This window comes from Sphingomonas sp. 179-I 2A4 NHS, from assembly GCF_045369135.1.
GTDB lineage: Bacteria > Pseudomonadota > Alphaproteobacteria > Sphingomonadales > Sphingomonadaceae > Sphingomonas.
This window is the reverse complement of record NZ_JBIQFL010000011.1, coordinates 1-26,249: the sequence shown is the minus strand read 5'-3', so window position 1 is coordinate 26,249 and position 26,249 is coordinate 1. Positions and strand designations below refer to the sequence as shown.

The following is a 26,249-nucleotide window of genomic DNA, read 5'->3' as shown; positions in this document are numbered from 1 at the left end:
TGGCGCTGAAGCTGTTCGGCACCATGTACGCCGGTTGAGCGCTCTGGCCCGAGCGGCGTGGGAGGGGGACGATGCTGATCCTGCTTGCGGCGCTAGCCAATGCTTCGGTCATCCCGGTCGAAAAGGAGTCATTTGATCCGCCGGTGGAAATGCGCGCACCCGACAGAGCGTCCGAGGCAGCGCGGCAGCGCGAATTCACGACGGATCGGCCCGACGTCACTGACAATCCCTACACAATCGACACCGGCCGATTGCAGATCGAACTCAGCGCCGCGGAATACACGCTTGAGCGCGACCGCGCCCAAACTGTCGATGTGATGCCGCTCAGCATCCAATACGGCCTAAGCAGCAATGTCGATGTGCAGCTACTTTTCACGCCGTACCAGCGCCGTGCGGAAGGGGCAGGAGTGGATCGGGAGGTCACCCGCGGATTTGGTGACGAAACGATGCTTCGTCTCAAGATCAACCTGCAAGGTAATGATCATGACGGACTTGCTTTGGGGGTAATCTCCTATGTCAAGCTGCCGACGGGCAGCGGCGGCCTCTCCAACCATCATGTCGAGGGGGGCCTTATCATGCCCGTCGCCGTTGATCTGGCCAAGGACATCACTTTAGGCGGTATGATCGAGGCCGATCTCGTATATCACGACGAGACTGGCGATTACGGTGTGGACCTGATCCATAGCATCGCGCTCGAGCATCCCGTTTCCGGGCCGGTGAGCGCCTATGTGGAATATGTCGGCACGATCCCCAGCAATGCACCCGCCGGGCGGGCCAGTCATTATCAGGCGCTCGGGTCAGCCGGTCTTATACTCGAGGTGCAGGATGATCTTGCGCTGGATCTTGGCGCGCGCATCGGCTTCAGCGGGGATGCGGATCGTGCCGCGGTATTCGTAGGTGCGTCGAAGAGATTCTGACGCGGGTTGCGCGATCAGAACAGCTCACCTTGGGGCCCACGCGGCGGTTTGAACAGATCAGTGCGCAAGGCCATCCGCGCCGCGCGCTGCTCGATCCCATTTTTGCGTCGCGCGACAGCGAAGCGGGTTCTCAGCAGTTCGGCCCACGGGCCCTGGCCGCGCATTCGGCTGAAGAAGCCGGGATCATTGTCCTTGCCGCCACGAAGCGACTGGATGGTCGCCATCACCTTGCCGGCGCGATCCGGGAAATGCGTGTCGAGCCAAGCGCGAAACAGCGGCGCCACTTCCCATGGTAACCGGACCGGTATGAACGACACGTCTCGCGCGCCCGCCTCCGCCGCTCGTGCCACGATGGCCTCCACCTCATGGTCAGTGACAGCGGGGATCACCGGGGCCATGTTGACGTAGACGGGCACGCCGGCGTCAGCGAGGCGGCGGACGGCGAGAAGACGGCGCTCCGGATGGGGAGCGCGGGGCTCCAAGGTCATCGCAACACGGGGATCCAGCGACGTTACGGAAATGGCGACACCTGCCAGCCCTTTCTCGGCCATCGGCGTGAGAAGATCGAGCTCGCGGACCACGCGATCCGACTTGGTCGTGATCACCAACGGATGATCGCATTCCGCCAGCACCTCGATGATACTGCGGGTGATCCGCCACTTGCCCTCGATCGGCTGATAGGGATCAGTGTTCGTTCCCAGCGCCATCGGCTGGCACACGTAACTGCGCTTCCATAGTTCGGCGCGTAGCAGCGCGGCGGCATCCGCCTTGGCGAAGAGCTTCGTCTCAAAATCCAGCCCGGGAGAGAGATCATGGAACGCGTGGCTTGGCCGGGCGAAGCAATAGATGCACCCGTGCTCGCATCCGCGATACGGGTTGATCGAGCGATCGAACGGGATATCGGGGGAGCTATTGCGCGCGATGATGGTTTTCGGTCGTTCAATCGTAACCGTTGTACGGAGCGGGGGCGGGGCGCCATCGATCCCCTCGCGCACGTCCAGCCAATCACCGTCAGCTTCGGTTTGGGGGAGGTTGAAGCGCGTGCTTTCGGCATTCAGCGTCGCACCGCGCACCGCTCTTTTTCCCGTAACTTGTCCGCCGACCTGCGCCATCCGCGGAACATATCGCGAACATCAGTTGCGCGTCAACGCCAGTGGCCGAGTTCCATCCAGCGCAGCAGCGGCTTCAACGGTGTGATCCAGATGATCCCGGTCACGAGGTAGAACACCAACTGGAGCGCCCAATGCCACGCGCCGACCGTGCTCGAGAAACTGATAATCAGCGCGCACCACAGGGTGATGAGCGCCAAGATGATGAGCATGCCGACGGGTTTGCGCCAGGAGGCGTTCATGGCGTGATCCATTCCTTTTCGGTGACGATGGCGTGCAGTGGCACATCCCACGGATCAGCCGGGGTTTGCGCCACTTCCTGCACGGAGTAAGCGATGCCGACGCGAAACGCCTGTGGAAAATGTGCGAAGGCACGATCGTAATATCCCGCACCTTGGCCGACGCGGCCCAGACCGCGATCAAACGCCACTAGTGGAGTGATGATTAGATCAGGCGCCACCTCAGCAGCCTCGGATGACGGCTGCTGCAACCCGTACGGTCCGGCAGCGAGCAAATCGCCGTGCTTCCACGAGAGGAACCGCATCTGCGTCGCGCGATCGACAACATAGGGCAAAGCAAGCGTGCAGCCGGCCTCGAGTGCGGCCCGGGCGAGTGGCGAAGGATCAGCTTCGCTGCCAAACGGCACGTAGCTCGCAACAATCATGCCGGGCCGAAGCAAGCTGCGGAACGCCGCGGGCACGACGATCGCGGGACGGTCTTGACCCAACGCGTCCCGCGCAGCGCGAGCGACGGCACGGATCGTGCGCTTGTCAGAAGGGAGGGGTGACGGGACCGCCATGGCCGTTTGCCGGGATATCCTCTGACGCCCAGTACGTCAGGTGGGGACCATGTACGTCGGGCCAGGGCCCGGGCAGGGACAGCCCCCGTGGATGATGAATAGCCTCAGGGATATTTTCAGGCTCGCACCGGGCAGTTCCCGTCGCGACCGATCTAGTCACTCGCAGGCTCGTGCTCAAGGGCTTCGGCGAGCTCTTCAAGGATATCGGCAACACTGGCCAGTAGTGCGCCATCCGACGCAGGCTGCGCGGCGCGTTCCTGTGCCTGAGCAAGCTGCCCCTGCGTCTCCACCAGGTCGTCAGCGAGCATCAGCGCGATCAGCAGCAAGACACGCGCAGTGCCGCCGTCACCCGCGGCGCGATGCGCCTGCTCCCAGCGTTCGTCGAGCATAGCGCCGAGCCGCTGAACCTGAGGCTCCTCACCATCGCGGCAATTCACCGGCCAGCGACTGCCACCGATTTCGAGCATTACGCGCGCCATCAGCGGGCATCCTTCGCGACCAGATCATCGATTTCGGCGATGGCGGCAGCCACCTCCTCGCGCAGCACCTCGTGGCGCTGACGCAGGGCTGCAGTCTCCTGCGCACGGCGGTTGACCGCCGCCTCGATGCGCCTGATCGCGGCGTCGATCCGCGTCACAGCGTCACTTTCCGTCATTATCCCGGATTAGGATCGCGCCCGGGTAACGGCAAGCCCTCACCGCGTTATGAGGGCGACCACTGGTTGACGCGCGGCGCCTCCGGCGCTCAAAGGCGCGCGAGAATTCCGCGCCAAGGGAGAGTCGGCGAGATGACGAAGGTTGCGATCAACGGTTTCGGGCGCATCGGCCGCCTGGTGGCGCGCGCGATGCTGGAGCGGGGCGGCAGCGATCTGGAGCTGGTGACGATCAACGATCTCGCTGATGCCAAGTCGAACGCCTGGCTGTTCAGCCGCGATAGCGTCCACGGCAAGTATCCGGGCACCGTCGAGGCCGACGGCAACGACCTGGTGATCGACGGCAAGCGCATCCGCGTGACCGCAGAGCGTGACCCGGCGAACCTGCCGCACAAGGAACTGGGCGTCGACCTGGTGCTGGAGTGCACCGGCTTCTTCACCGATCGTGCATCGTGCGAGAAGCACATTGCCGCCGGCGCCAAGAAGGTGCTGATCTCCGCCCCCGGCAAGAACGTCGACCTGACCGTCGTGTACGGCGTGAACCACGACAAGCTGGAGGCCGGGCACACGATCGTGTCCAACGCATCGTGTACCACCAACTGCCTGGCGCCGGTTGCCAAGGTGCTGAACGATGCGATCGGCATCGAACGCGGCCTGATGACCACCGTGCACGCCTACACCAACGACCAGAAGATCCTCGACCAGATCCACCCGGACCTGCGTCGCGCCCGCGCCGCAGCGATGAGCATGATCCCGACCACCACGGGCGCGGCGCGCGCGGTGGGCGAGGTGCTGCCGGAGCTGAAGGGCAAGCTGGACGGTTCGGCGATCCGCGTGCCGACCCCGGACGGCAGCCTCGTCGACCTGACCTTCACCCCCGGCCGCGACACCAGCGTCGAGGAAGTCAATTCGCTGCTGAAGGCGGCCGCCGAGGGTCCGATGAAGGGCGTGCTGCACTTCACCGACGAGCCGCTGGTTTCGATCGACATCGTTCACACGCCTTATTCGTCGACCGTCGACAGCCTGGAGACGGCCGTGATCGACGGCAAGCTGGTGCGTGTCGTCAGCTGGTACGACAATGAATGGGGCTTCTCCAACCGCATGGTCGACACCGCCACGCTGATGGCGAAGCTGGGCTGATCCGTCGGATCGCCCTGGCGTCACGCCGGGGCGATCACGCGATATGCGCATGGCAAACGGGATCCTTGTCGGAATCGCGCGCCATGCGCGATCGCGAGCACCCATGGAGGTGCTGACCAATGCCGAGGTGACGCCCGAGGGCGGCATCGTCGGTGATTTTCGCGGCGCAATGAAGGGCAAGCCGTACAAGCGGCAGATCACCCTGATCGAGCGCGGCGACTGGGACCGGGCAATGGCGGATGTCGCGCACGCCATCAGTTGGGAAGAACGGCGCGCGAACCTGCTGGTCGACGGGGTCGACCTGCCGCAGACGGCGGGCTGCCGCGTGCGGATCGGCGCGGACGTGGTGCTGGAGATCACCCGGGAGTGTGATCCGTGCGAGCGGATGGAAGCACTGGCCGACGGATTGCGCGCGGCGCTGACCCCGGACTGGCGCGGCGGCGCGTGCGCGATGGTAATAAGCGGCGGCCATATTGCCGTCGGTGATGCAATCAGGATCGAGGAATCATGGCCAAGTCATTCCGAACGCTCGACGACATCGGTGACATCCGCGGCAAGCGCGTACTCGTCCGCGAGGACCTGAACGTCCCCTTCGCCGACGGGCAGGTCACCGACGACACGCGGCTGCGCGCGACCGTCGCGACGGTCAGCGAGCTCGCCGACAAGGGCGCGATCGTGCTGATCCTGGCGCATTTCGGCCGCCCCAAGGGCGTGCCGAGCCCCGAATTGTCGCTGGCGCAGATCGTCAAGCCCTATGAGGCGGTGCTGGGTCGCCCGGTGCGCTACATCGACTGGGAAGGCGACGCGGCGAATGTCGCGATGCTGCAGCCGGGCGATATCGCGGTGCTGGAGAACACGCGCTTCTTCGGCGGCGAGGAAAAGAACGATCCGGCGGTGGTCGACCGCTTTGCTGCGCTGGGCGACATCTACGTCAACGACGCTTTTTCGGCGGCGCACCGCGCGCATGCCTCGACCGAGGGGCTGGCGCACAAGCTGCCGGCCTATGCGGGGCGCGCGATGGAGGCGGAGCTCGACGCGCTGCAAAAGGCGCTGGGCGAGCCGGAGCATCCGGTGGCCGCGGTGGTCGGCGGCGCCAAGGTGTCGACGAAGCTCGCCGTGCTGAAGCACCTCGTCGGCAAGGTCGATCACCTGATCATCGGTGGCGGGATGGCCAACACCTTCCTGGCGGCGCGCGGCGTCAATGTCGGCAAGAGCCTGTGCGAGCATGACCTGACCGGCACCGCCGACGAGATCATGGAAGCGGCCGATCGCGCCGGCTGCACCGTCCATCTGCCCTATGACGTCGTGGTCGCGACGGAGTTCAAGCCCAACCCGCCGACGCGCACCGTGAACGTGCATGAGGTGGCCGCGGACGAGATGATCCTCGACGTCGGGCCGGCCGCCGTCGAGGCGCTGGGCGACGTGCTGAAGAATTGCCGGACGCTGGTGTGGAACGGGCCGCTGGGCGCGTTCGAGACGCCGCCGTTCGATGCGGCAACGGTGGCGCTGGCCAAGACGGCGGCAGCGCTGACGGTGGACGGCAGCCTGGTATCGGTCGCCGGTGGCGGCGACACGGTGGCGGCGCTGAACCACGCCGGCGTGGCGGACGATTTCACTTTCGTCTCGACGGCGGGCGGCGCGTTCCTGGAATGGATGGAAGGGCGCGAGCTGCCCGGCGTCGCGGCGCTGATGCGGAAGTAACTCTCCCGCGGCGACGCTGAACCGCGAAAAGGCTCCCGTTCCGCCGCAGGAACGGGAGCCTTTTCGTTCAGGCGGCTAGGGCGGTTGGCTTCGACACCCCACGGATCATGTCTGCTGCCTTCTCGGCAATCATAATGGTCGGCGCGTTGGTGTTCGACCCGACCAGCGTCGGCATAACCGACGCGTCGACGACCCGGAGCCCTTGCAGCCCACGAACCCGGAGCTGCTCGTCCACCACGGCCATCTTGTCTCCGTCGGTGCCCATCTTGCAGGTGCCCACCGGATGATAGATGGTCTCGGCGTTCGCCCGGACCCATGCATCGATCTCATCGTCCGACTGAATCGAGCGGCCTGGCGCAAATTCCTCACCCCGATAGGGATCGAGAGCTGCCTGGTAGGCGACCTCCCGGCCGATGTGGACGCAGTCGCGCATGACTCGCCGGTCGACCTCGCTCGCTAGATAATTGGCATAGATGAGCGGATCGGCGATCGGATCACTGGAACCTAACGCGATCCGACCCCGGCTTTCCGGTCGAAGCTGGCAGAGGTGGAGTGAGAAGCCGTCAGCCTTCACGCGCGTCTTGCCATGATCCTTCATGATTGCGAGTACGCCGTGAATTTGGACATCAGGACGCGATAAGCCTTCGCGCGAGCAGATGAACGCGCCTGATTCCAGGAACTGCTGGCGGCCGAGCCCACTGCCGCGGGTGAGATATTCCAGGCCCACGCGTAGCTGCCGCAGCCCCTTGGTAGAGGAGAACGCGGTCATCAGCCCGCGGCTGTACCAGCTCATGATGATGTCGAGGTGGTCCTGCAGGTTTTCGCCGACGCCAGGGAGGTCATGGACCGGCTTTACGCCAACGTCGCGGAGAGCGGCGCCGTTGCCGATGCCGGACAGTTGCAGGATGTGCGGGCTCTGCACTGCACCGGCGCACAAAATCGCTTCGCCGTCGACCGCGACGCGCTGGATCGTCTTGTCCTTGATATAGTCCACTGCCACGGCCCGACCGCCCGACGTGACCACTGCCATGGTGCGCGCATCGGTGATGACCGTCAGGTTCTTGCGCTCCGAAACAGGCCGCAGATAAGCGGCGGCCGTCGACCAGCGCTGCCCGTTGGCGATCGTCAGGTCGTAACGGCCAAAGCCCTCCTGATTGGCGCCGTTGAAATTGTCGCAGACCGGGTAGCCGGCCTGGCGCCCTGCCTCGATCAGCGCGTCATGAAAGGGGCTGTCGCTTTCCCCGCCGGAGATCGTCAGCGGGCCGTCTGCGCCATGCAAGTCGTCGATCCGGTGGTGACCCTCCAGCTTGCGGAAGTAAGGAAGCACGTCCTCCCATGACCACCCGGTGAGCCCAAGCTGCCGCCATTCGTCGAAATCCTGTGGGTGTCCGCGGGTGTAGACCATGCCGTTGATCGAGGACGAGCCGCCCAGGCCGCGGCCGCGCGGCCACCATAAGCGGCGGTTATTGAGGTGCGGCTCCGGCTCGGTCCAGAAGCCCCAGTTGTGCTTGCCCTTGGCCTTGATGAGGCTGCCAACGCCCGCCGGCATCCGGACCAGAAGTTCCTTGTTCGCGCCGCCGGCCTCAAGCAGGCAGACGCTAACGGCCGGATCCTCGCTCAGGCGTGCCGCGAGCGTGCAGCCGGCCGAGCCACCGCCGATGATGACATAATCAAAACCGGGCATCTTCCCCTCCACTTTGCATTATTCCCTCGCGATTCCGGGGCACTGTTATGACCTGATGGTAACCGAGATCGACCTGCCTCCGCCACCCTGACAGGTTGGCGGGCTCTATGGCGTGAGGACGATCTTGCCGACCATCTGGCTGTGCTTCATTGCCTCGAACGCGGCACGCCAGTCAGCAAGCGGATACTCGGCGTGTACACGGGGACGGATCCGCCCTTCTTCCGCCAAGCGCCAGATGGCGTCCTGATTTTCCCGACCCTTATCCGGAAACTGACGGCCATACTCTCCCGCCCGAACGCCGATAACGGAAAAGCCCTTGATCAGCGGCATGTTCGTGGAGACGGTTGCGATCCGCCCCGAGGTGAAGCCCACCACGCATAGACGCCCGCCAAAGGCGATCGCGCGCACCGACTCGTCGAACACGTCGCCGCCGACGGGATCATAGATGACATCCGCGCCCTGGCCGGTCAGTTCCTTTACCGCGTCACGAAAGCCGGGGGCGGGCAGGGTGGCGTCTACCGGGTAGGATTGCTGAAGGATCCGCAGCTTCTCCTCTGACCGGGATGTTGCGATCACCCTGGCGCCGAGGGCCCTTGCAAGATCCACTGCCGCGAGGCCGACGCCGCCAGTCGCGCCGTGAACCAGCACCCATTCGCCGGGCTCGACCTTAGCCAGGCGCACAAGCGCGACGTAGGCGGTTAGATACGCCGCGCCGACACCGGCGGCCTCCGCGAAGGAGAGATGCGCCGGCTTGCGCCGCACGGCGGTCGCATCAACAGAGACGAGTTCTGCAAATCCCCCGAGCCGAGTGCCAGCGACGACAGCTGCGCCCGGCTCGAATCCGTCGCCTGCCAGTACCTCGCCAGCGATCTCCATACCCGGCGAGAATGGAAGCGGCGGCTTCAGCTGGTATCCGCCCCGCGTCATCAACAGGTCGGGAAAGTTGAGCGCTGCCGCTTTCACGCGGATCAGAACCTGCCCGGGCGCGGGCGCAGGCTCCGGAACGTCGACAAGCCCGGTGCCGGAGAGATCCGGCGACAGGTTCGATACCACCAGTGCTCTCATGCCGATTCAGGCTTCGCGACCATGATATCGAGCAGCGAGTCGAACAACGTGCCCATGTCGAGATGGGGAGCGTGCACCTTGCTCAAGCCCAGGGTGATGAGGCCGTAGGCGCGAACCTCCGCTTCTGCCCGGGTGAAGCCGATCTGCATCAGATTACGAGCGAGGAAGTCGAGCATCAGCGCGTCGTGGCGCTGCACCGCCTCGCGCGCTCGCGGATCGCTTTCGGCCCACGCACGCATCGCGACCGCAAGCCGGGAGGATCCGCGCCGCCGCACCGTCTGTCCCAGCAGGCGAATGCGCCCGATCGGGTCCGGCGTCGCGCGTTCCAGCGCGGCGATCAGGTCGCTTACCTGGTCCTCGGCGAAATAGGCCGCGAGCTTGCCCTGGTAATCATCGAAGTCGCGGAAATGATGGTAGAAGCTGCCTGTGGAGACCTTCAGCTCCTCCGCCAGCGGGCGAAGCTTCAACGCCCTCAAGCCGCCCCGACGAAGCAGTGACTGCCCCGCTTCCAGCCAAGCCTGAGGCGTGAGGTCGGGGCTGCGAGATGCCGAAGGCGTCCGAACGGAAACAACTGGCTGCACGCTTGACATCCCATCTACCATAACGAAGGTTATGCTGGAAATCCGCGCCGGTAAAGGGCCGGTCGGGGTGAGATTCTTGGAGAGGTTTGGAAGCAATGGCCGACGCTTACATCATCGACGCCGTCCGCACGCCGCGCGGGATCGGGAAGCAGGGCAAGGGCGCGCTGGCGCACATGCACCCGCAGCATCTCGCCGCCACCGTGCTGAAGGCGCTGAAGGAGCGCAACAACCTGAACACGGCCGAGGTGGACGACATCATCTGGTCGACCAGTTCGCAGCGCGGCAAGCAGGGTGGCGACATGGGCCGCATGGCGGCGCTGGATGCTGGCTATGACGTCAAGGCGTCGGGTACCACGCTGGACCGTTTCTGCGGCGGCGGCATCACCGCGGTGAACTTCGCCGCGGCGCAGATCATGAGCGGCATGGAAGATTGCGTCATCGCGGGCGGCACCGAGATGATGAGCCTGACTGCGGCGATGAGCCAGGAGGACATGGAGAGCGGCAAGCCGCCGCTGGGCATGGGTTCGGGCAACGAGCGGCTGAACCTGAGCCATCCGCAGTCGCACCAGGGCATTTGCGGCGACGCGATCGCCAGCATGGAGGGCTTCACCCGCGAGCAGCTCGACAATGCCGGCCTCGAGAGCCAGCAGAAGGCCGCCAAGGCGATTGCTGAGGGCCGGTTTAACAAGTCGATCGTGCCGGTGGTGGACGATGACGGCAACGTCGTCCTGGACCATGACGAATTCCCGCGTCCGCAGACCACCGCGGAAGGACTTGCGAGCCTGAAGCCGTCGTTTGCGGCGCTTGCGGACATGCCGTACAACAAGGCGGGCGACACGTTCCGCAAGCAGATTAATCGCAAGTATCCGGACCTGGAGATCCAGCATTTCCACCACGCCGGCAATTCGTCGGGCGTGGTTGATGGCGCGGCGGCCGTGCTGCTGGCGTCCAAGGAATATGCCGAGAAGATGGGCTGGAAGCCGCGCGCGCGGATCGTGGCGATGGCGAACGTCGGCGATGATCCCACGCTGATGCTGAATGCGCCGGTGCCGGCGGCGAAGAAGGTGCTGGAGAAGGCGGGCCTCAAGAAGGAGGACATCGACCTGTGGGAGATCAACGAGGCGTTCGCGGTGGTTTCCGAGAAGTTCATCCGCGATCTCGAACTGCCGCGTGACAAGGTGAACGTGAACGGCGGCTCGATCGCGCTGGGGCACCCGATCGGCGCGACCGGTTCGATCCTGATCGGCACCATCGTCGACGAGCTGGAGCGCCAGGAAAAGCGCTACGGGCTGGTCACCATGTGTGCCGCAGGTGGCATGGCGCCGGCGATCATCGTCGAACGCCTGGCCGCCTGATCGAAGCACGTAAGATGCCGCGAGCGGGCCGAAAGTGCCCGCCGCGGTGGAGGGAATAATGACGCATCCGTACAAGCACGCGGCCGCCACGCCCGACAAGCCCGCCTATATCATGGCGGGTTCCGGAGAGACGGTCACCTTTTACCAGCTCGACACGCGCGCGAACCAGGGCGCGCATCTGATCCGATCGCTCGGCCTGAAACGGGGCGACGCAATGGCGATGATGATGGACAATTCGCCGCGCTATTTCGAAGTTGCCTGGGCGGCCGAACGTGCTGGCGTCTACCTCACCTGCATCTCGTCCAAGCTGATGGCGGGGGAGGCGGAGTACATCATCCGCGATGGTGAATGTCGGGCGTTCGTTGCGTCGAACGGAACGGCGGCTTGTGCGGAAGCGCTGTTGCCCATGATCGGCGACCTTGACCGGTTCATGGTCGATGGCGCGATCGAGGGATATCAGAGTTGGGAGGAAGCGTGTGCCGCCCAGCCGACCACTCCAATCGCGGATCCTTCCCCGGGCCAGATAATGCTTTATTCGTCGGGCACCACCGGCAAACCCAAAGGCGTCCGCTTCGCTCTGCCGGAGGAGCCCTATGGCGAGAACGTCTCGCCGCTGATGATGATCGGGCAGGGACTGTACGGCTTCAACCCGGACATGGTCTACCTCTCGCCGGCGCCGCTTTACCATGCCGCGCCGCTGCGCTGGTCGATGGCGGTCCAGCAACTGGGTGGCACGGTCATCGTGATGGAGCGCTACGATCCTGAGAAAGCGCTGGAAGCGATCCAAACTTACAAGGTGACGCACGCGCAGTGGGTTCCTACCCACTTCATCCGCATGCTGAAGCTGCCGAAGGAAGTGCGCGAGAAATATGACGTTTCTTCGCTAAGGGCGGTCTGGCACGCCGCCGCCCCCTGTCCAATCCCGGTTAAGGAAGCGATGATCGAATGGTGGGGACCCATCATCGGCGAATATTATGCCGGGACCGAGGGCAATGGCTTCCACAACATCCTATCGCCCGAATGGCTGACCCATAAGGGATCGGTCGGCCGGAACCTGACCACGATCACCCACATCTGCGACGAGGACGGCAATGAAGTGCCGCCGCGTACCGAGGGAACGATATACTTCGAGGCGCCGGTGACGGAGCTGAACCCCACCGGGGCGGCGCCGTTCAGCTATCACAACGATCCCGAGAAAACGAAGGACAGCACCAACGCCAAGGGCTGGACGACGTTGGGTGACGTGGGCTGGATGGATGAGGAAGGCTATCTCTACCTCACCGACCGCAAGAGCTTCATGATCATTTCGGGCGGGGTAAACATCTATCCGGCCGAGATCGAGAATTTGCTGATCACGCATCCCAAGGTGGCCGATGTGGCGGTGATTGGCGCGCCGCACGAGGAAATGGGCGAGCAGGTGGTCGCGGTGATCCAGCCGAAGGATCCGGGCGCGGATGACGAAGCATTGGCAAGCGAACTCGCCGAATTTGCGCGCGCGAACCTCAGCCACGTGAAATGCCCGCGCCGGTGGGACTTCCGCGCCGAGCTGCCGCGTCATGACACCGGTAAGCTCTACAAGCGGCTGCTCCGCGACGAATATTGGGGCAAGACCAAGCCCGCCGAGACGGCGCCGTCTCCTTCGGAGCAGGCGGCATGAGCTTCAACTTCGGTGACCTGATCGAGGCGGTCGAGGCCGCCGTGCCGGGTGACCGGGTGGCGCTGGCCCATGGCGAGCAGGTAATCGACTGGGATGGGCTCCGCATCCAGTCGAACAACCTGGCGCGCGCCCTGATCCATCGCGGTCTCCAACCCGGAGACCGCTTCGCCTTTTACGCTTATAATTCAGCTGACTATTTGATTGCGTTGATGGCGTGCTGGAAGGCGCGCGGCACGCACGTCAACGTCAACTACCGCTATGTCGCGGACGAGCTTGCGTACATCCTGGCCGACAGTGACGCGGCGGTGCTGGTCTATGATGCACGGCTGCGCGATTGCGTGTCCGAGGTGGTCGATCGATCGCCGTTGGTGCGCACCTATGTGGAGATTGGTGGCGATAGCGCGCCGCCCGCCTACGCTGAAGCGTTCGATGATCTGATTGCTGGCGACGGTGCGCCGCTCGGCATCGCACGCGATCCGCAGGACCGGTTCTTCATCTACACCGGAGGCACCACCGGCATGCCGAAGGGCGTAGTGTGGACCCATGCGGACCTGAACGCCATCGCCCACGGTGCGGCGGCAGCGGCAGGACTTCCGGTGCCGACCTCGGTGGAGGAGGCCGCGGCATTCGCGGCGGCCAATCCGGATTATCCGCGCACCGTTTGTGGTCCACCGCTGATGCACGGCACCGGCCTGCTCACCTCCTACGGTTCGCTGCTTGCCGGTGGCTTCGTTGCCACCCTGCCGAGCCGCAGCTTCCAGCCGACAGATGCGCTGGATGCCATCCACCGCTGGAAGGCGAATCGGCTGGTGGTGGTGGGCGACGCCTTCGCCCGACCGATCCTGGAGGCGCTCGATGCCGAACCCGGGCGGTGGGACGTGTCATCGATGCAGCTTATCAATTCGTCCGGCGTGATGTGGACGCAAGGCGTGAAGGACGGGCTGATCCGCCACATGCCCGGCGCGACTTGCCAGGACAATTTCAGTTCGTCCGAAGCAATCGGCATGGGCGTGTCACTGACCACTAAGGATGGCACGGTGGAAACGGCAAAGTTTGTCGTGGGCCCGCGCTGCCGGGTGCTGGACGATGATGACAAGGATGTGGTGCCCGGATCGGGGGTGACGGGCAAGGTGGTGCTCGGCCCGCCTAATCCCGTCGAATATCACAAGGATCCTGAAAAGAGCGCACGCACTTTCCGCGTGATCGACGGACTGCGATACACCGTGTCTGGCGATTACGCGCAGGTGGCGGAGGACGGCAGCGTCATACTGCTCGGCCGCGGCTCCGCCTGCATCAATTCGGCCGGAGAAAAGATCTTCCCGGAAGAAGTCGAGGAAGCGCTGAAGCTTTGCCCAAAGGTCGAGGATGCGCTAGTTTTCGCCATGGCGGACCCGAAATGGGGCCAGGCGGTCGCGGCAGTCGTTCAGTCATCGGCCGGCTTCGACGAAGACGTGACCCGGGACTCGCTTCGCACCCGGCTTGCCGGATACAAACTGCCGAAGCTGATCGTGGCAACCGACCAGTCGCTGCGCGCACCAAACGGCAAAGCGGACTATGCGCGGGCCAAGCAACTCGCTGGTGTTGCCTGACGGCACTAAATTCTTTCGCAATGCTGACACGTCGGTTCAGCCGACAGTCGCCACGGCTCGTCCATAAGGGTTTCATCAGCAGGGCCGGCAAAGTGCGCCGGCAGTGGAGTGAAACCAGAATGGGTAGGAAGATCTTGGCGGCGCTGCTCGCTGCGGCGTCGATCATGCCAGCAGCAGCCGTCGCGCAGGACCGCGGCGGGCCGCGGATGGAGCGCGGTCAGGGTCGGCCGTCGGGCGGCTTCGGCGCGCCGCAGCGTCAGGCGCCGCAGGGCGGCGGCTGGCAGCAGCGGGGCGAGCGGCCACAATCGTTCGCACCGCGCGCGCAGCGCCCTGGTGGGTTCGAGCAGCGTCAGCCGCGCGCTCAGAATGAAGCGCCGATCCCGCGCTTCCAGGGGCAACGGCCCGAGGGGCCGCGCGGTGATAGCGGGCCCCGAGGCTTTGATCGGCCGCAACCTGGGCCTGGCGCTGTGACGCCCACTCAGCCGCGATTGCCGCGCGAACGAGTGGACACGCCGCTCGGCGCGCGCCCGGACGGCTGGAACCGTGGACCTGATGGTCGCAGCGGCGCACGGCCCGATCGTCAGCCAGATCGTCGCTTCGACGCACAGCGTGGCTGGGACCGCAGCGGCGCCGACCGGAACGACCAACGCCGTTGGGATCGGGACCGCCGCGACCGGGTCGATGCTAATCGCTGGTATGGCGGTCGCGACGAGCGTCGCGGCTGGAACTCCGATTAGCTTCACAACGATGGCCGCGGGTGGAATCGCGATTGGCGACGTGACACGCGCTACGATTGGAATCGCTGGCGCGCCACCAACCGAAATGCCTTCCGCCTGCCGCGTTATTATGCGCCGTACGGCTGGAACTATGGCTATCGCCAGTTTGGCATAGGCGCGGTGTTGTCATCGGTTCTGTTCGCCCAGAACTACTGGATCAATGATCCGTGGGCCTATCGTCTGCCGGAGGCGGACGGTCCCTATCGCTGGGTGCGCTACTACAATGATGCGTTGCTGGTAGATGTCTACTCGGGTGAAGTGGTCGATGTGATCAACGACATCTTCTGGTAGGTTCGTAACAAACTGATGTTCGTCCGGAGGAGCGGTGGTTGGCGGAAGCCGGCCACCGCCCCTTTGGCGTCAGGCTTCCAGGCTGCGGCCAAGCGACGCGTTGACGACGCCGCCGTCCACCACGAGCGTATCGCCGACGACATAATCGCTCGCGCGGCTCGCGAGGAAGATCGCGGCACCCGCCATGTCGGCTTCATTGCCGATGCGCTGCATCGGAATGCCTTTGGCCACTTCATCACCGTGATCGCGCGCGGCCCGATTCATCTCGCTAGCGAAGGCGCCGGGCGCGAGGCTGGTGACGATGATCGCATCCTTGATCAGTCGCGCCGCCATCCGCTTGGTCAGATAGATCAACGCAGCCTTCGATGCGTGATAGCTGTATGTATCCCAAGGGTTCAGCCGCAAGCCGTCGATCGAGGTGATGTTGATCACCTTGGAGGGCTTGTCATAGCTTGCCTCGGCTTTCAGCAGCCCGTGCAATGCTTGGGTCAGGAAAAACGGGGACTTGACGTTCAGGTCCATCACCTTGTCCCAGCCGCTTTCCGGGAACTCCTCGAACGGCACGCCCCAGGCGGCACCTGCGTTGTTCACCAGGATGTCGAGATGATCTTCCCGCTCCGCGATTGCTGCGGCCAAGGCGCGGCAGCCTTCCACGGTCGAGATGTCCTGCGGCAGGGGGATGCAGTTTGACCCGAGTTCGGCCGCGGTCTCCTCGCACGCCGCCACCTTGCGTGAGGAAATGTACACCTTGGCACCTTGTTCGATGAAGCCGCGCGCGATGATCTTACCGATCCCGCGGCTGCCGCCGGTGACGAGGGCGGTGCGGCCCTCGAGGCTGAAGAGATTATTGAAGCTCATCATTTCACTCCCGTTCCATCGCGCGCCTAGCGCGGCGTCCGACGACGAGCAACCGCCCTACCGCAAATTCGAACCGTGACAGATTGACGTGGATAAGTGCCATACTATGCTGCCGAAAAAACGAGATGATAGGATCGAGGATGCGGTTTTCGGGTAAGCGAGCCGTCGTCACTGGCGGGGCTTCCGGCATCGGGCGCGCCACCGCGCTCCGCCTGGCGGAGGAGGGCGCTGATGTGTGGATCGGCGATATCGACGAGGCGGCGGGACAAGACCTTGCTGCCACTTCCAACGGCAAGATCAGCTTCCGCCGCTGCGACGTCACTGAGGCGGAAGACATTCGAACGCTGATGGAGGCGGCCGACTCGGCCGGTGGGCTCGACGTGTTGTTCAACAACGCCGGCGCGGGCGGAGCCCCGGAGAAGATCGACGAGATCTCGCCGGAGGATTGGGACCGCACACAGTCGTTGCTGCTGCGCTCCGTTGCGCTCGGCATTCGCTATGCCGCGCCGCTGATGGCGAAGCGCGGCGGTGGGGCGATCGTGAACACGTCGTCGGTATCGGCGCTCGGCACCGGATATGCGCCGACCGCATATTCCACCGCCAAGGCGGGCGTCCTGCATCTCTCGAAGATGGCGGCAGCCGATCTTGCCAAGATCAACGTGCGTGTGAACGCGGTGATACCCGGCTTCATCACGACCAATATCTTCACCCGGCATCTCGAGGTGCCGGAGGAGCAGCGCGAGCGCGCCAATCAGATAATCGCCCAGGTTGCCGCGAAGGCGCAGCCTGTGGCGCGCGCGGGGCGGCCAGAGGATATCGCGGCTGCCGTGGCCTATCTGCTGAGCGATGAAGCAGGTTTTGTCACTGGCACCCATCTGGTGGTGGACGGCGGTATCACGATCGGCACGCGGCCGAGCTGGGATCCGGAACAGCCCGGGCTCTTTGCGGCCTTGGAGTCGTTTCTGTGAGCGCCTCGATCGCAACCGGAGCCGCCGTCGCCACTCCGACGAGCGTGCCGCCTAGCCCCAGGCGGCTGCGCGGTCGCACGATGGCCAGCTATGGTTTCGGCGCAGCTGCGTACGGCGTTAAGGACTCGGGCTTCGGCACCTTCCTTCTTCTGTTCTACAATCAGGTGATCGGCGTGCCGGCGGCAACCGTCGGGTTCGTGATCATGCTGGCGCTCATCATCGATGCTTTCATCGATCCGACGGTAGGCATGCTCTCCGATCGCACGCAGACGCGGTGGGGACGGCGCCATCCTTGGCTCTATGGAGCGACGCTCCCAATCATGCTCGGCTGGGTGTTGCTGTGGAACCCGCCCGAGGGCTCGCAAGCGATGGTGCTTGGCTGGTTGTTCGTCATGGCAGTGCTCGTGCGAAGTGCGGTCAGCGCCTATGAGGTGCCTAGCCAGGCGATGGCTGCGGAGCTCAGCTCCGATTATGACGAGCGTACCCGCATCATGGCCTATCGCTTCCTGTTCGGGTGGGCTGGCGGCCTCATCATGCTGATTGCGGCTTATTGGATCTTCCTTTCCCCCACACCGGAGTTCCCGAACGGGCTGCTCAACCGCGCGGGATACAAGGGCTTCGCTATCGCTGGCGCGCTGTTCATGGGCGTCGCGATCCTCACGTCCGCGCTCGGCACGCATCGGGAGATCCCGAACCTTCCCAAGCCAGTGTTGGAGAAGCAATCGCTCGGAAAGCACTTCGCGGATCTGCGCGAGACGCTGCACAATCGCGCGTTCCTGATCCTGATGCTGGCCGGCCTCTTTGTGTTCACCAACCAGGGGATCACCTATGCGATCTCCAATTACCTTTACACGTACGTGTGGCGCTTCACGGCGGTGTCGATCGGTTCTCTGACGGTGCCGACGTTCGTGCCGCTAAGCTTCTCGCTGTTCGGCGGCGTGTTGGTTGCTTTCGTCGTTGCGCCCCGGCTCGGGCAGGTTGCAAGCAAGCCGAAGGTTGCTTCGACTGCTGCGATCCTGTCGGTGGCGATCGGCACTGCGCCTTACTGGTTACGGCTTGGCGGGATGTTCCCAACGCCGGAAAACCCGGCCATGTTGCCGATCCTGTTTGCGATGCTGGCGATCGCGACGGCGGCCAGCGTGACGGCGCATATCCTGGGTTCGTCCATGATGGCGGACGTGGTGGAGGATTCGGAACAGCGCACCGGTCGCCGATCGGAAGGCGTGTTCTTCGCCGGCGGCTTTTTCATCCAGAAGTGCACCAGCGGCGTCGGCATCTTCCTGACCGGCCTGATCCTGGCCGTCGCCAACTTCCCGGCAAAGGCGATCCCCGGGCAGGTTCCGGTCGGCGTGATTGATCGTCTGACGATCATCTACATCCTGGCTGCAACCACCTTGGCTCTGGCCGCCGCGTTCACTTACCGCGCGTTCCCGTTCGGTCGAGCGGAACATACAGCGCGGCTGGAGGCATTGAGGATGCAGGCGCTCGATTCGGAGCGGATCGAACCCGTTCCCTGAGCTGAAAACGGGCGGGTTTTGCCGTGAAGAGGCGACCAAACGACCGTTCGTCGGCGCGCAAACACCGTTCACCGGTTTCGGTTCCCCCGCGGCTTGGTATTTTTTCCTGACCTTCGTAGCTGCACTGCAACAGTCAATTTCGTGACCGGGGGGTCGCAGTGCAGTTCAAGAAGTTCACGGCGCGTGCAGCGCTGGTGCTATCGTGCGGCCTGATGACCGCTACCGGCGCCAATGCCCAGTTCTGGCAATGCGCGCCTTATGCTCGGGAAATCTCGGGCATCCAGATCCGCGGCAATGCCAACACCTGGTGGGGTCAGGCCGCGGGCCGCTACGAGCGGGGCAACCAGCCGAAAGTCGGCGCCGTCCTCTCCTTCCAGGCCACGCGCCGCATGCGCGTCGGACATGTCGCAATGGTCAGCCGCGTGGTGAGTGATCGTGAGATCCTGCTCACCCATGCAAACTGGTCGCGCCGCGGTGGCATCGAGCGTGACGTGCGCGCGATCGACGTGTCGCCGAACGGTGACTGGAGCATGGTGAAGGTGTGGTATGCGCCGCAGGGCGGGCTCGGCACTTCCGATTATCCCACCAACGGCTTCATCTATTCAGACCATACACCGGCCGGTACGCCCACCATCGGCGGATCCGACGCAGATGAGACCCGCATCGCGAACCTTGCGATTGCCACATCGGCGTCAGTCCCGATGAAGGGCGCGGTGACGATCGAGCCGTAAGCCCGCTCAGGCGGGGCGGAAGGTCATCGCCACGCCGTTCATGCAATAGCGTTTGCCGGTGGGCCTGGGCCCATCGTCGAATACATGGCCCAGATGGCCGCCGCAGCGGCGGCAGTGGACTTCCGTCCGTGTCATGCCGAGCGTGCTATCACGGCGGGTAGCGACCGCATTGGGGAGCGGCGCCCAGAAGCTTGGCCAACCTGTGCCGCTTTCGAACTTGGTTCGCGACGAGAACAGGGGCTGCGCGCATCCGGCGCACAGGAAGGTACCGGCTCGTTTCTCGTCGTTGAGCGGACTCGAATAGGGCCGTTCGGTCGCTTCCTTGCGAAGCACATCATAGGCAGCGGGCGGTAGCTTGGACCGCCACTGCGCGTCCGTCAGCCTAAACGGAAATTTCTCCGACGCTGCTTGAGCGGGATCAGCCCCGCACGCGCTGACCGCAGCCGCGATGGTGCCGCTCCCAAGCGCGATTAGGGCGCGGCGGCGATCAATCAGATGGTCCATCTTCAGAATATAAGCTTCGCAAGCGCGGCAGACAGTGGCGCATAGGGGAATTTGCTGCGGCCGCCGCAACTCGCGTGCTAAGCTTGCAACCATGCTGGACACTGTCTCCCCCGCCGCGATGATTGCGGGCATGGCTGCTCGTGCACGTGTCGCCGCGCACGACCTGGCTCGCACAACCACGGATCAGCGCCGCGCTGGGCTCCGTGCCGCTGCATCGGCGCTGCGCGACGCGGCGGACAGGATCATCGCTGCCAATGCCGTGGATGTTGCCCGCGGCGAAGCGACTGGGCTGAGTGGCGCGCTTCTCGATCGCTTGCGGCTTGATGCTGGAAGAGTGGCCGCCATGGCGGCAGGAGTTGAGACGGTCGCATCGCTCGCTGATCCCGTCGGCCAGGTGATCAACACGGTGACCAGGCCCAACGGCTTGGTTCTGTCGCGAGTCCGGGTCCCGATCGGCGTTATCGGCATCATCTATGAGAGCCGCCCGAACGTGACTGCGGATGCAGCGGCGCTTTGCGTCATGTCCGGCAATGCCGTGATCCTCCGCGGTGGATCCGAAGCGGTCGAGAGCAACGCCGCTATCCACGAGGCGCTGTGCGAAGGGTTGATAGCCGCGGGCCTACCCGCCGACGCGGTGCAGCGTGTCGCCACCACTGACCGCGCCGCAGTCGGGGCGTTGTTGGCGGCGGAGGGCGCGGTCGACCTTGTCGTACCGCGCGGTGGCAAGAGCTTGGTCGCCCGCGTGCAAGCGGAAGCGCGGGTGCCGGTGCTCGCGCACCTCGACGGCATCAACCATGTCTTCGTCCATGGTTCGGCCGATCCGGTGATGGCGGAGCGCATCGTTGTCGACGCGAAGATGCGCCGTACCGGTATCTGCGGTGCGATGGAGACGTTGCTGATCGACGCCGCTTTCGCCGAGCCCGAACGGCTGGTCACAGCGCTTGCAAATGCCGGCTGCGAAGTACGCGGAAACGCGCGCATTTCGGCGCTCACCGGCGCCACGCTAGCCTCGGAGGCCGACTGGGACACCGAGTATCTCGACGCCCTTTGCGCGGTCGCGATTGTTGAGGGGCTGGACGGCGCGATCGATCACATCGCGCGTCATGGTTCCCACCACACGGACGCGATTGTTGCTGAGGATCAGGCCGTCGCGGAGCGCTTTCTGGCTGAAGTGGATTCGGCGATCGTCCTGTGGAACGCCTCCACCCAGTTTGCAGACGGGGGCGAGTTCGGACTGGGCGCAGAGATCGGGATTGCCACCGGGCGCTTGCATGCGCGCGGGCCGGTCGCGCTGGAGGGACTGACCACTTACAAGTGGATCGGCCGCGGAACAGGGCAGGTTCGCGGCTGATCCACCACTTCTTGGTCGTTCAGCGGGGCAGGTCAAAGATCAGCAAGGTCGAGGTGGCGGTGGCGCAGAGCTTGTTCTGGCTATCGTGTAGCGTTGCTTCGGCGAAGGCCACCCGACGACCCATGGAGACGATCCGGCCTTCGGCGCGCACCCGGCCGCTCTTCTCGGAGAGGCCGCGGTGATAGGCGATCTTCAGTTCGAGCGTGGAGTAGCCTTGGCCAGGGCGCATCCGGGAGTGGACCGCCACTCCGCAGGCGCTGTCGAGCAAGGTCGCCGCATAGCCGCCGTGGACCGATTCGAGCGGATTGAAGACGCTGCCGTCCGGCTCGCCTTCGAAGATGGCGGTGCCGCGCGTCACCTCGACAAGATCGATGTTCATCCGTTGGTTCATTGGCGGGCGCTGCCCGGCCATGAGCATGGACTGCAATTGTGCGAGACCATCCAGCTCGGCCGCTTCCTCATGCATCGACAAATCCTTCGTCTGTTTGGTGCAAAGCCCACAGGTTCAGCGGTACCGCGAGGCCACGTCGCGCCGGGACAGTCCCGGTGCCATGGCGAGGCGGGCTGACTGCATGGCCCGCCACTGGCTCTCGTCCGGCAGCGGCGGGATGGTGACGGTCTCGCCCCGATCGAAGCCGACCAGCGCCGCGTCGACCAATTCGCCGGCATCCATGACGATTTCCGCGGGGAAAGCATTTACGTCCTTGCCGGATCGCTCCCAGATCTCGGTACGGGTCGCGCCGGGCAGAACGGCCTGAACGTGGACGCCCTTGTCGCCGACTTCACGGCTGAGACCTTGGGTTAAGTTCAGGATGTAAGCCTTTGTGGCACTGTAAGTCGCCTCGAAGGCTTCCGGCGCCAGGGCGATGGTTGAGGAGAGATTGATGATCGCGCCGCGGTTGCGGGCGACGAAGCCCGGCAGGGCAGCGCGGGCCAAGAGGGTGGGAGCGGTGACGTTGATGGCGATCAACTGTTCGACCGCCGAAACCGACGTATCGATGAGGGACCGTTCGAATGCGATACCGGCGTTATTGACGAGCATCGTCAGCGTCTCGTCGGCGGTGATCCGCTGTTCCACGCGGGCAAGTTGAGTGCGATCGGCAAGATCGGCCTGGAGAACCTCGGCGTTGATGCCGGCTTCCGCGCGTAGTTTGCCAGAAACCGCTTCTAAGCGGCCGGAATCCCTCGCAACAAGGATGAGATCGTAGCCGCGTTTCGCTAGGCGATCGGCGTAGATGGCGCCGATGCCGGTGGAGGCGCCAGTGATGAGTGCAGTGCCTTGAGCCATGGCTCGTTCTCCTTCGAGCAGCGTATCGCATACTCGCATATGATGGCCGTCATATTATATGATGTTCATCATCTGTCGAGTCATACCTGTGTATGGCGAACTTGGCGGTGCCCTCACGGGGCGTACAATGGCGGTCGAAAAGCGGTTTGCGATGGGCGACAATGGAAGCCGATGGAGTTTGATGTGATGGGCGTGGCGCGTGATGGCAGCGGAATGGCTGGCGAAATGACGGCGAAGGACCGGACCCGCGCCCGAATCCTCGATGAAGCGGCCAGTGCGATGCGGGAGCGCGGTTCTGACGGGATCGGGGTCGCTGCGCTGATGAAGCGCGCCGGGCTGACGCATGGCGGCTTCTACGCCCATTTCGAGAACCGGGATGACCTGGTCTGCCACGCGGTCGATCGCATGTTCCGCGATTCGGCGGAGATCCTGAGACAGCATCTGGGACAGGAGGATGCGGCCCGCGGCCTCGCCGCGCTGATCGACGCTTATCTGTCGGACGAGTTGCTGCAGGCCGCGGACCGAGGGTGTCCGCTGCCCGCGCTGAGCGGGGAAGCGATGCGCATGCCGGCGGCGGCGCGTGAGCGGTTTCGCGAGGGGATCGTCGCGTTTCGCGGTGCGCTGGCGAAGACGCTCGCGACGCTGGGGCGGCCGGAGCCCGACGCGCTCGCGGCGTCCGTGCTGGCGGAGATGGTAGGCGCAATGGCGGTTGCCCGGGCGCTGGGCGGCGATATGGCGGCCACGCAGCTTGCCGCGTCGCGCGAGCAGATCAAGCGGCGGCTGGAACTGGCGGCGTCAGACGGCGGCGCTTGATGAGGCCGCTGGTTCGCCGCGGCCGGTGATGAAGCGGAAGAAGCGCGGGACCGCGCCGTTGCGATCCATCCATGCGCTGTATTCCCGGTAGGCGGGATCGGCGAGCAGGTGCCGTTCCTCGGTGCGAGCGCGCCAGTAATAGATACCGGTGACGGCGCCCAAGATGATCGTCGACCGTGCCGCATCGACCATCGAGCCGGTCGACAGGATCGGGATGGTCGAGATCCACCAGAACAGGTTCTTGGTGAGATACGCCGGATGGCGTGACCATGCATAAGGACCGTGGGTGAGGATGCCACGGTTGGTGAGGTTCGAGAAGCGCAGGCCGAAGGCGACCGTCGCCCAGGCATAGATGCCGGTGAGCACCACCAGCACCGCGCCGGTCAGCGCCAGCAGCAGCGGGTGGCCCTGCAGCCAATAGGTCCATTCCGCGGTGCCGGGATGATAGTCGAGCGGGCCGCCCGCATCCATCAGCAGGAAGGGCGGATAGCAGATGAGCGCTGCCATCCACCCGGCAGCATAAGGATTGGCGGTGCGGATATGCGCATCGAGCGGGCGCATCGTCAGCATGTAGCCGACGGTGGCAAAGGCGACGTCGATCACGAACATGAAGGTGATCAGCCACTGCGCCAGGGCCACCGGATCGGCGAGGATGCCGAAGGTGGGCGTGCGCACGAAAGCACCGAAGCCCGGCGGCACGATCGCCAGCATGAAGGCGAGGAAGAAGGCCTTCACCCCCCAGGCGCGCAAGTGATTGTAGATCACCTCCGGCTCCGCGGTGCCGGTGTGCGTCAGCCATGCGCCGAACGCCCACGCGCCGTCGCGTGGATCGACCAGCCGGCGATCCAGCCAGATGACGTAGGGGATGGAGACGAGGAACAGCCAGGGTGCCGCCGTGCCGAAGCACCACATGGCGAACTGGAAATTGCCTTCCCAATAGAAGCGCCCGGTGGCGTAGATGAGGGCGATCGCGGCCCAGGTTGCCCATAGCCCGACGAGCTTGATGAGGCTGATGTCGATCGTTTCGCGCAGCGGGCGGGCGTTTGCCCAGTCAATGCCCGTGGAGGGGTTGCGGTGCACCTTGTCGACGAGGAGCGACCACAGCACCATCGGGATGCCGCAGGCGAGGAGGTTCACCAGCGCCGCATAGGGCCCGTCCATGCCGTAATGGCGCGCGATCGCGATCCAGACGATGACGCCGGCGAGCCCCGCCAGCCCGACACCGTGCGACACCGCGGAGGCGGGACGTGAGTCGGCCCGCTCGGCGCTCGCGAAAGTGGCATCCTGGTACATGCACCGTGCCCCTAGCGCACAATCGTAAGGATCGCGTGAAAGAAGCGCTCGCGCAGCGTGGCGGCTGCTCCTACATCCGCCGCCATGTATCAGTTCGACATCGCCGCCGACGACAAGGCAGAGCTTTACCGGGATATCCTGTCCGCGCTCGACGCGCTGACCGCAGACGAGCCAGACGCGATCGCCAACATGGCCAACGCCGCTGCCTTATTGTGGCAGTATCTGCCGAACCTGAACTGGGCGGGCTTCTATCGCCTGGTGGGCGATGAGCTGGTGCTCGGGCCGTTCCAGGGAAAGCCGGCGTGCATCCGCATCGCCATCGGCAAGGGCGTGTGCGGCGCGGCAGCGGCGACGCTGGAGACGCAGCTGGTGGCGGACGTCCACGCCTTCCCAGGACATATCGCGTGCGATGCGGCCAGCGCGTCCGAACTGGTGGTGCCGATCGTGAAGCAGGGGCGGCTGATCGGCGTGCTCGATCTCGACAGCCCGCTGCCCGGCCGCTTCGATGCGGCGGATGCGGAAGGCGGCGAGCGGATCGCGGCGCTGCTCGCGGACCGGATCGGCTGAGGATCAGCGGTCGCCGGCGTCCGCCGCGCGCAAAGTTTCGAGGAACACGGCGCGCTGCGCGTCGAAGGCGCGGCGGTAGGCGGGCCGTGCCGCGCCACGTGCGATATAGTCGGCGAGGCTGGGGAAGCGGGCGAGGAGGTGACTGCCCTCCAGCCGGCGAAGCACAGTGATCATCAGCAGATCGCCTGCGGTGAAGGCGTCCTCCAGCCAGGCGCGGCGGCCGAGGCAGGCGGAGAGTTCGCCGAGGCGGCGGTCGACCCGCTCCTCGAGCATTGGCAGGCGCTCCGCCGCCCACGGGCGATCGCCCTCTAGGAGATGCGCCATCTCCAGTTCGACGATCGGCTGCTCGAGCGTGTTCAGCGCGCTGAACATCCAGTTGATCGCGCGGGCACGGCCGGCCCCCTCTGACGGAAGCAGGCCGGCGTGGCGCTGCGCGACGTGCAGCACGATCGCGCCGGATTCGAAGAGGGCGACGTCGTCCTCTTCAAAGGTGGGGATCTGGCCGAAGGGGTGGAGCGCGCGGTGCGAGAGCTGCTTCATCGCGGCAAACGACAGCAGCCTGACCTCATAGGGTTGGCCGATCTCTTCGAGCGCCCAGCGAACGCGCATGTCGCGCGCCTGCCCGCGGCCCTTGTCGGGCGAAGCGGCGAAAGCGGTGATGGTGATCGTCATCGCGAGCGTTCCTGTCGTCCCCCGGCGGGGTGTCTCTTCGCAGGACGCGCCCCAATTCGGGACGGGCGCGGCGGTGGCGAGCACCCGAACGCGATGGTAAGCAAAACGTTAAGATAACGGGTGCGGCGCGGTCCACCGTGCATTTCGGGAGGCGAATTGATGCGAAACCTGTTGGTCACCACTGCCATGGTGTCGATGGCGATCGCCAGCGGCGCGACGGCGCAGGAACGGGTGGTCGTTCGCGGTCCGGCGCCTGCCGCCACCACGCCCGCCGCCACCACGCCCGCCGCCGCCACGCCGCCGCCGACACGGCCGGTGGCGACGCCGCGGCCGGTGAGCGCCCCGCAGCCGCAGAACGGGCGCACCTGGAC

The 26,249-nt window shown here is 64.9% G+C and carries 30 protein-coding genes; 16 read left to right on the top strand and 14 right to left on the bottom strand.

Features of this window, described 5'->3' with window-relative positions; translation table 11 throughout:
- Positions 1 to 71: 71 nt before the first annotated feature.
- Positions 72 to 917, top strand: a complete 846-nt coding sequence (locus ACH0CP_RS15640) for a transporter (RefSeq protein ID WP_406889014.1) — start codon at positions 72 to 74, stop codon at positions 915 to 917.
- 14 nt (positions 918 to 931) lie between these two features.
- Here the strand turns inward: ACH0CP_RS15640 and ACH0CP_RS15635 are convergent, their stop codons facing one another.
- The 5 genes from ACH0CP_RS15635 to ACH0CP_RS15615 all read right to left on the bottom strand — a co-directional run bounded on the left by ACH0CP_RS15635 (position 932) and on the right by ACH0CP_RS15615 (position 3,462).
- Positions 932 to 2,029 carry a PA0069 family radical SAM protein gene (locus ACH0CP_RS15635; protein ID WP_406889016.1) on the bottom strand — a complete coding sequence of 366 codons (1,098 nt, stop codon included), beginning with the start codon at positions 2,027 to 2,029 and terminating at the stop codon, positions 932 to 934.
- 32 nt (positions 2,030 to 2,061) lie between these two features.
- Positions 2,062 to 2,268, bottom strand: coding sequence for a DUF2842 domain-containing protein (locus ACH0CP_RS15630; RefSeq protein ID WP_294442752.1), 207 nt, complete (start codon positions 2,266 to 2,268; stop codon positions 2,062 to 2,064).
- Positions 2,265 to 2,825 (bottom strand): 5-formyltetrahydrofolate cyclo-ligase, encoded by a 561-nt coding sequence (locus tag ACH0CP_RS15625; protein WP_406889017.1) that lies wholly within the window; start codon positions 2,823 to 2,825, stop codon positions 2,265 to 2,267. Before ACH0CP_RS15625 ends, ACH0CP_RS15630 begins: the two co-directional genes overlap by 4 nt.
- A gap of 152 nt (positions 2,826 to 2,977) precedes the next feature.
- Positions 2,978 to 3,304, bottom strand: coding sequence for a cell division protein ZapA (locus ACH0CP_RS15620; protein WP_406889019.1), 327 nt, complete (start codon positions 3,302 to 3,304; stop codon positions 2,978 to 2,980).
- On the bottom strand, positions 3,304 to 3,462 hold the full coding sequence (locus tag ACH0CP_RS15615) for a hypothetical protein (protein WP_294442748.1): 159 nt from the start codon (positions 3,460 to 3,462) through the stop codon (positions 3,304 to 3,306). Before ACH0CP_RS15615 ends, ACH0CP_RS15620 begins: the two co-directional genes overlap by 1 nt.
- 150 nt (positions 3,463 to 3,612) lie before the next feature.
- On the opposite strand from ACH0CP_RS15615, the gene gap reads away from it, so the two are divergent.
- The 3 genes from gap to ACH0CP_RS15600 all read left to right on the top strand — a co-directional run bounded on the left by gap (position 3,613) and on the right by ACH0CP_RS15600 (position 6,318).
- Complete coding sequence (gene gap / locus ACH0CP_RS15610) at positions 3,613 to 4,617, top strand: type I glyceraldehyde-3-phosphate dehydrogenase (RefSeq protein WP_406889021.1); 1,005 nt, start codon at positions 3,613 to 3,615, stop codon at positions 4,615 to 4,617.
- Between the two features lie 103 nt (positions 4,618 to 4,720).
- Positions 4,721 to 5,200 carry an MOSC domain-containing protein gene (locus tag ACH0CP_RS15605; RefSeq protein WP_406889023.1) on the top strand — a complete coding sequence of 160 codons (480 nt, stop codon included), beginning with the start codon at positions 4,721 to 4,723 and terminating at the stop codon, positions 5,198 to 5,200.
- Positions 5,125 to 6,318 carry a phosphoglycerate kinase gene (locus ACH0CP_RS15600; RefSeq protein WP_406889026.1) on the top strand — a complete coding sequence of 398 codons (1,194 nt, stop codon included), beginning with the start codon at positions 5,125 to 5,127 and terminating at the stop codon, positions 6,316 to 6,318. The genes ACH0CP_RS15605 and ACH0CP_RS15600 overlap by 76 nt, the downstream gene beginning before the upstream one ends.
- 67 nt (positions 6,319 to 6,385) lie before the next feature.
- On the opposite strand, the gene ACH0CP_RS15595 is transcribed toward ACH0CP_RS15600, so the two are convergent.
- The 3 genes from ACH0CP_RS15595 to ACH0CP_RS15585 all read right to left on the bottom strand — a co-directional run bounded on the left by ACH0CP_RS15595 (position 6,386) and on the right by ACH0CP_RS15585 (position 9,657).
- Positions 6,386 to 8,002, bottom strand: a complete 1,617-nt coding sequence (locus ACH0CP_RS15595) for a choline dehydrogenase (protein ID WP_406889027.1) — start codon at positions 8,000 to 8,002, stop codon at positions 6,386 to 6,388.
- A gap of 105 nt (positions 8,003 to 8,107) precedes the next feature.
- Positions 8,108 to 9,067, bottom strand: coding sequence for an NADPH:quinone oxidoreductase family protein (locus ACH0CP_RS15590; RefSeq protein ID WP_406889029.1), 960 nt, complete (start codon positions 9,065 to 9,067; stop codon positions 8,108 to 8,110).
- The gene (locus ACH0CP_RS15585; protein ID WP_294442741.1) at positions 9,064 to 9,657 is read right to left on the bottom strand and encodes a TetR/AcrR family transcriptional regulator; all 594 of its coding nucleotides are present in this window, start codon (positions 9,655 to 9,657) and stop codon (positions 9,064 to 9,066) included. Before ACH0CP_RS15585 ends, ACH0CP_RS15590 begins: the two co-directional genes overlap by 4 nt.
- 86 nt (positions 9,658 to 9,743) lie before the next feature.
- Here ACH0CP_RS15585 and ACH0CP_RS15580 point away from each other — a divergent pair, with 86 nt between their 5' ends.
- From ACH0CP_RS15580 to ACH0CP_RS15560, 5 genes are all read left to right on the top strand, one after another.
- Entirely contained in the window at positions 9,744 to 11,003 is a 1,260-nt protein-coding gene (locus ACH0CP_RS15580) for an acetyl-CoA C-acetyltransferase (RefSeq protein WP_406889030.1), read from the top strand.
- Between the two features lie 58 nt (positions 11,004 to 11,061).
- Positions 11,062 to 12,660: an acyl-CoA synthetase gene (locus tag ACH0CP_RS15575; protein ID WP_406889031.1), complete on the top strand. Its 1,599-nt coding sequence runs from the start codon at positions 11,062 to 11,064 to the stop codon at positions 12,658 to 12,660.
- A complete protein-coding gene (locus ACH0CP_RS15570) occupies positions 12,657 to 14,249 on the top strand; it encodes an AMP-binding protein (RefSeq protein ID WP_406889033.1) in 1,593 nt (530 codons plus the stop codon). Before ACH0CP_RS15575 ends, ACH0CP_RS15570 begins: the two co-directional genes overlap by 4 nt.
- A 119-nt stretch (positions 14,250 to 14,368) precedes the next feature.
- Positions 14,369 to 14,986 carry a hypothetical protein gene (locus ACH0CP_RS15565; protein WP_406889035.1) on the top strand — a complete coding sequence of 206 codons (618 nt, stop codon included), beginning with the start codon at positions 14,369 to 14,371 and terminating at the stop codon, positions 14,984 to 14,986.
- 162 nt (positions 14,987 to 15,148) lie between these two features.
- A complete protein-coding gene (locus ACH0CP_RS15560) occupies positions 15,149 to 15,316 on the top strand; it encodes an RcnB family protein (RefSeq protein ID WP_406889038.1) in 168 nt (55 codons plus the stop codon).
- Positions 15,317 to 15,385: 69 nt separating this feature from the next.
- On the opposite strand, the gene ACH0CP_RS15555 is transcribed toward ACH0CP_RS15560, so the two are convergent.
- On the bottom strand, positions 15,386 to 16,174 hold the full coding sequence (locus ACH0CP_RS15555) for an SDR family oxidoreductase (protein ID WP_406889041.1): 789 nt from the start codon (positions 16,172 to 16,174) through the stop codon (positions 15,386 to 15,388).
- A 140-nt stretch (positions 16,175 to 16,314) separates the two neighbouring features.
- Between ACH0CP_RS15555 and ACH0CP_RS15550 the strand changes: the two genes are divergently transcribed.
- The 3 genes from ACH0CP_RS15550 (at position 16,315) to ACH0CP_RS15540 (ending at position 19,390) form a co-directional block, all read left to right on the top strand.
- Entirely contained in the window at positions 16,315 to 17,142 is an 828-nt protein-coding gene (locus ACH0CP_RS15550; RefSeq protein WP_406889043.1) for an SDR family NAD(P)-dependent oxidoreductase, read from the top strand.
- Positions 17,139 to 18,659, top strand: a complete 1,521-nt coding sequence (locus tag ACH0CP_RS15545; protein WP_365927815.1) for an MFS transporter — start codon at positions 17,139 to 17,141, stop codon at positions 18,657 to 18,659. Before ACH0CP_RS15550 ends, ACH0CP_RS15545 begins: the two co-directional genes overlap by 4 nt.
- A 158-nt stretch (positions 18,660 to 18,817) precedes the next feature.
- On the top strand, positions 18,818 to 19,390 hold the full coding sequence (locus ACH0CP_RS15540; protein WP_406875744.1) for a CHAP domain-containing protein: 573 nt from the start codon (positions 18,818 to 18,820) through the stop codon (positions 19,388 to 19,390).
- 6 nt (positions 19,391 to 19,396) lie between these two features.
- On the opposite strand, the gene msrB is transcribed toward ACH0CP_RS15540, so the two are convergent.
- Positions 19,397 to 19,894 (bottom strand): peptide-methionine (R)-S-oxide reductase MsrB, encoded by a 498-nt coding sequence (gene msrB, locus ACH0CP_RS15535; protein ID WP_406889296.1) that lies wholly within the window; start codon positions 19,892 to 19,894, stop codon positions 19,397 to 19,399.
- Between the two features lie 130 nt (positions 19,895 to 20,024).
- Between msrB and ACH0CP_RS15530 the strand changes: the two genes are divergently transcribed.
- Entirely contained in the window at positions 20,025 to 21,245 is a 1,221-nt protein-coding gene (locus ACH0CP_RS15530) for a glutamate-5-semialdehyde dehydrogenase (RefSeq protein WP_406889045.1), read from the top strand.
- A 19-nt stretch (positions 21,246 to 21,264) separates the two neighbouring features.
- On the opposite strand, the gene ACH0CP_RS15525 is transcribed toward ACH0CP_RS15530, so the two are convergent.
- Both ACH0CP_RS15525 and ACH0CP_RS15520 read right to left on the bottom strand, forming a co-directional pair.
- The gene (locus ACH0CP_RS15525; RefSeq protein WP_406889048.1) at positions 21,265 to 21,711 is read right to left on the bottom strand and encodes a PaaI family thioesterase; all 447 of its coding nucleotides are present in this window, start codon (positions 21,709 to 21,711) and stop codon (positions 21,265 to 21,267) included.
- A gap of 39 nt (positions 21,712 to 21,750) precedes the next feature.
- Positions 21,751 to 22,572, bottom strand: coding sequence for an SDR family NAD(P)-dependent oxidoreductase (locus tag ACH0CP_RS15520; protein WP_406889049.1), 822 nt, complete (start codon positions 22,570 to 22,572; stop codon positions 21,751 to 21,753).
- 132 nt (positions 22,573 to 22,704) lie between these two features.
- On the opposite strand from ACH0CP_RS15520, the gene ACH0CP_RS15515 reads away from it, so the two are divergent.
- Positions 22,705 to 23,346, top strand: coding sequence for a TetR/AcrR family transcriptional regulator (locus ACH0CP_RS15515; protein WP_406889050.1), 642 nt, complete (start codon positions 22,705 to 22,707; stop codon positions 23,344 to 23,346).
- Here the strand turns inward: ACH0CP_RS15515 and ACH0CP_RS15510 are convergent.
- Positions 23,329 to 24,639 (bottom strand): methyltransferase family protein, encoded by a 1,311-nt coding sequence (locus ACH0CP_RS15510; protein ID WP_406889053.1) that lies wholly within the window; start codon positions 24,637 to 24,639, stop codon positions 23,329 to 23,331. The two genes, ACH0CP_RS15515 and ACH0CP_RS15510, sit on opposite strands and share 18 nt — an antisense overlap.
- Positions 24,640 to 24,723: 84 nt before the next feature.
- On the opposite strand from ACH0CP_RS15510, the gene ACH0CP_RS15505 reads away from it, so the two are divergent.
- Complete coding sequence (locus ACH0CP_RS15505) at positions 24,724 to 25,206, top strand: GAF domain-containing protein (RefSeq protein WP_406889055.1); 483 nt, start codon at positions 24,724 to 24,726, stop codon at positions 25,204 to 25,206.
- 3 nt (positions 25,207 to 25,209) lie between these two features.
- Here ACH0CP_RS15505 and ACH0CP_RS15500 read toward each other — a convergent pair whose 3' ends face one another.
- Positions 25,210 to 25,878: a glutathione S-transferase family protein gene (locus ACH0CP_RS15500; RefSeq protein WP_406889057.1), complete on the bottom strand. Its 669-nt coding sequence runs from the start codon at positions 25,876 to 25,878 to the stop codon at positions 25,210 to 25,212.
- Positions 25,879 to 26,037: 159 nt separating this feature from the next.
- Between ACH0CP_RS15500 and ACH0CP_RS15495 the strand changes: the two genes are divergently transcribed.
- On the top strand, positions 26,038 to 26,249 hold a 212-nt coding region (locus ACH0CP_RS15495; protein WP_406893927.1), incomplete at its 3' end, for a hypothetical protein.

What these genes read in the sequence shown, in the direction of transcription:
- ACH0CP_RS15550 (WP_406889043.1), top strand. Translation starts at nt 16,315, where the DNA reads ATGCGGTTTTCGGGTAAGCGAGCCGTCGTCACTGGCGGGGCTTCCGGC.
- ACH0CP_RS15585 (WP_294442741.1), bottom strand. Translation starts at nt 9,657, where the DNA reads ATGTCAAGCGTGCAGCCAGTTGTTTCCGTTCGGACGCCTTCGGCATCT.
- gap (WP_406889021.1), top strand. Translation starts at nt 3,613, where the DNA reads ATGACGAAGGTTGCGATCAACGGTTTCGGGCGCATCGGCCGCCTGGTG.
- ACH0CP_RS15575 (WP_406889031.1), top strand. Translation starts at nt 11,062, where the DNA reads ATGACGCATCCGTACAAGCACGCGGCCGCCACGCCCGACAAGCCCGCC.
- ACH0CP_RS15520 (WP_406889049.1), bottom strand. Translation starts at nt 22,572, where the DNA reads ATGCGAGTATGCGATACGCTGCTCGAAGGAGAACGAGCCATGGCTCAA.
- ACH0CP_RS15570 (WP_406889033.1), top strand. Translation starts at nt 12,657, where the DNA reads ATGAGCTTCAACTTCGGTGACCTGATCGAGGCGGTCGAGGCCGCCGTG.
- ACH0CP_RS15595 (WP_406889027.1), bottom strand. Translation starts at nt 8,002, where the DNA reads ATGCCCGGTTTTGATTATGTCATCATCGGCGGTGGCTCGGCCGGCTGC.
- ACH0CP_RS15635 (WP_406889016.1), bottom strand. Translation starts at nt 2,029, where the DNA reads ATGGCGCAGGTCGGCGGACAAGTTACGGGAAAAAGAGCGGTGCGCGGT.
- ACH0CP_RS15600 (WP_406889026.1), top strand. Translation starts at nt 5,125, where the DNA reads ATGGCCAAGTCATTCCGAACGCTCGACGACATCGGTGACATCCGCGGC.
- ACH0CP_RS15625 (WP_406889017.1), bottom strand. Translation starts at nt 2,825, where the DNA reads ATGGCGGTCCCGTCACCCCTCCCTTCTGACAAGCGCACGATCCGTGCC.
- ACH0CP_RS15590 (WP_406889029.1), bottom strand. Translation starts at nt 9,067, where the DNA reads ATGAGAGCACTGGTGGTATCGAACCTGTCGCCGGATCTCTCCGGCACC.
- ACH0CP_RS15565 (WP_406889035.1), top strand. Translation starts at nt 14,369, where the DNA reads ATGGGTAGGAAGATCTTGGCGGCGCTGCTCGCTGCGGCGTCGATCATG.
- ACH0CP_RS15515 (WP_406889050.1), top strand. Translation starts at nt 22,705, where the DNA reads ATGGAGTTTGATGTGATGGGCGTGGCGCGTGATGGCAGCGGAATGGCT.
- ACH0CP_RS15640 (WP_406889014.1), top strand. Translation starts at nt 72, where the DNA reads ATGCTGATCCTGCTTGCGGCGCTAGCCAATGCTTCGGTCATCCCGGTC.
- ACH0CP_RS15525 (WP_406889048.1), bottom strand. Translation starts at nt 21,711, where the DNA reads ATGCATGAGGAAGCGGCCGAGCTGGATGGTCTCGCACAATTGCAGTCC.
- ACH0CP_RS15510 (WP_406889053.1), bottom strand. Translation starts at nt 24,639, where the DNA reads ATGTACCAGGATGCCACTTTCGCGAGCGCCGAGCGGGCCGACTCACGT.
- ACH0CP_RS15605 (WP_406889023.1), top strand. Translation starts at nt 4,721, where the DNA reads ATGGAGGTGCTGACCAATGCCGAGGTGACGCCCGAGGGCGGCATCGTC.
- ACH0CP_RS15555 (WP_406889041.1), bottom strand. Translation starts at nt 16,174, where the DNA reads ATGAGCTTCAATAATCTCTTCAGCCTCGAGGGCCGCACCGCCCTCGTC.
- ACH0CP_RS15505 (WP_406889055.1), top strand. Translation starts at nt 24,724, where the DNA reads ATGTATCAGTTCGACATCGCCGCCGACGACAAGGCAGAGCTTTACCGG.
- ACH0CP_RS15530 (WP_406889045.1), top strand. Translation starts at nt 20,025, where the DNA reads ATGGCTGCTCGTGCACGTGTCGCCGCGCACGACCTGGCTCGCACAACC.
- ACH0CP_RS15500 (WP_406889057.1), bottom strand. Translation starts at nt 25,878, where the DNA reads ATGACGATCACCATCACCGCTTTCGCCGCTTCGCCCGACAAGGGCCGC.
- ACH0CP_RS15630 (WP_294442752.1), bottom strand. Translation starts at nt 2,268, where the DNA reads ATGAACGCCTCCTGGCGCAAACCCGTCGGCATGCTCATCATCTTGGCG.
- ACH0CP_RS15580 (WP_406889030.1), top strand. Translation starts at nt 9,744, where the DNA reads ATGGCCGACGCTTACATCATCGACGCCGTCCGCACGCCGCGCGGGATC.
- msrB (WP_406889296.1), bottom strand. Translation starts at nt 19,894, where the DNA reads ATGGACCATCTGATTGATCGCCGCCGCGCCCTAATCGCGCTTGGGAGC.
- ACH0CP_RS15620 (WP_406889019.1), bottom strand. Translation starts at nt 3,304, where the DNA reads ATGGCGCGCGTAATGCTCGAAATCGGTGGCAGTCGCTGGCCGGTGAAT.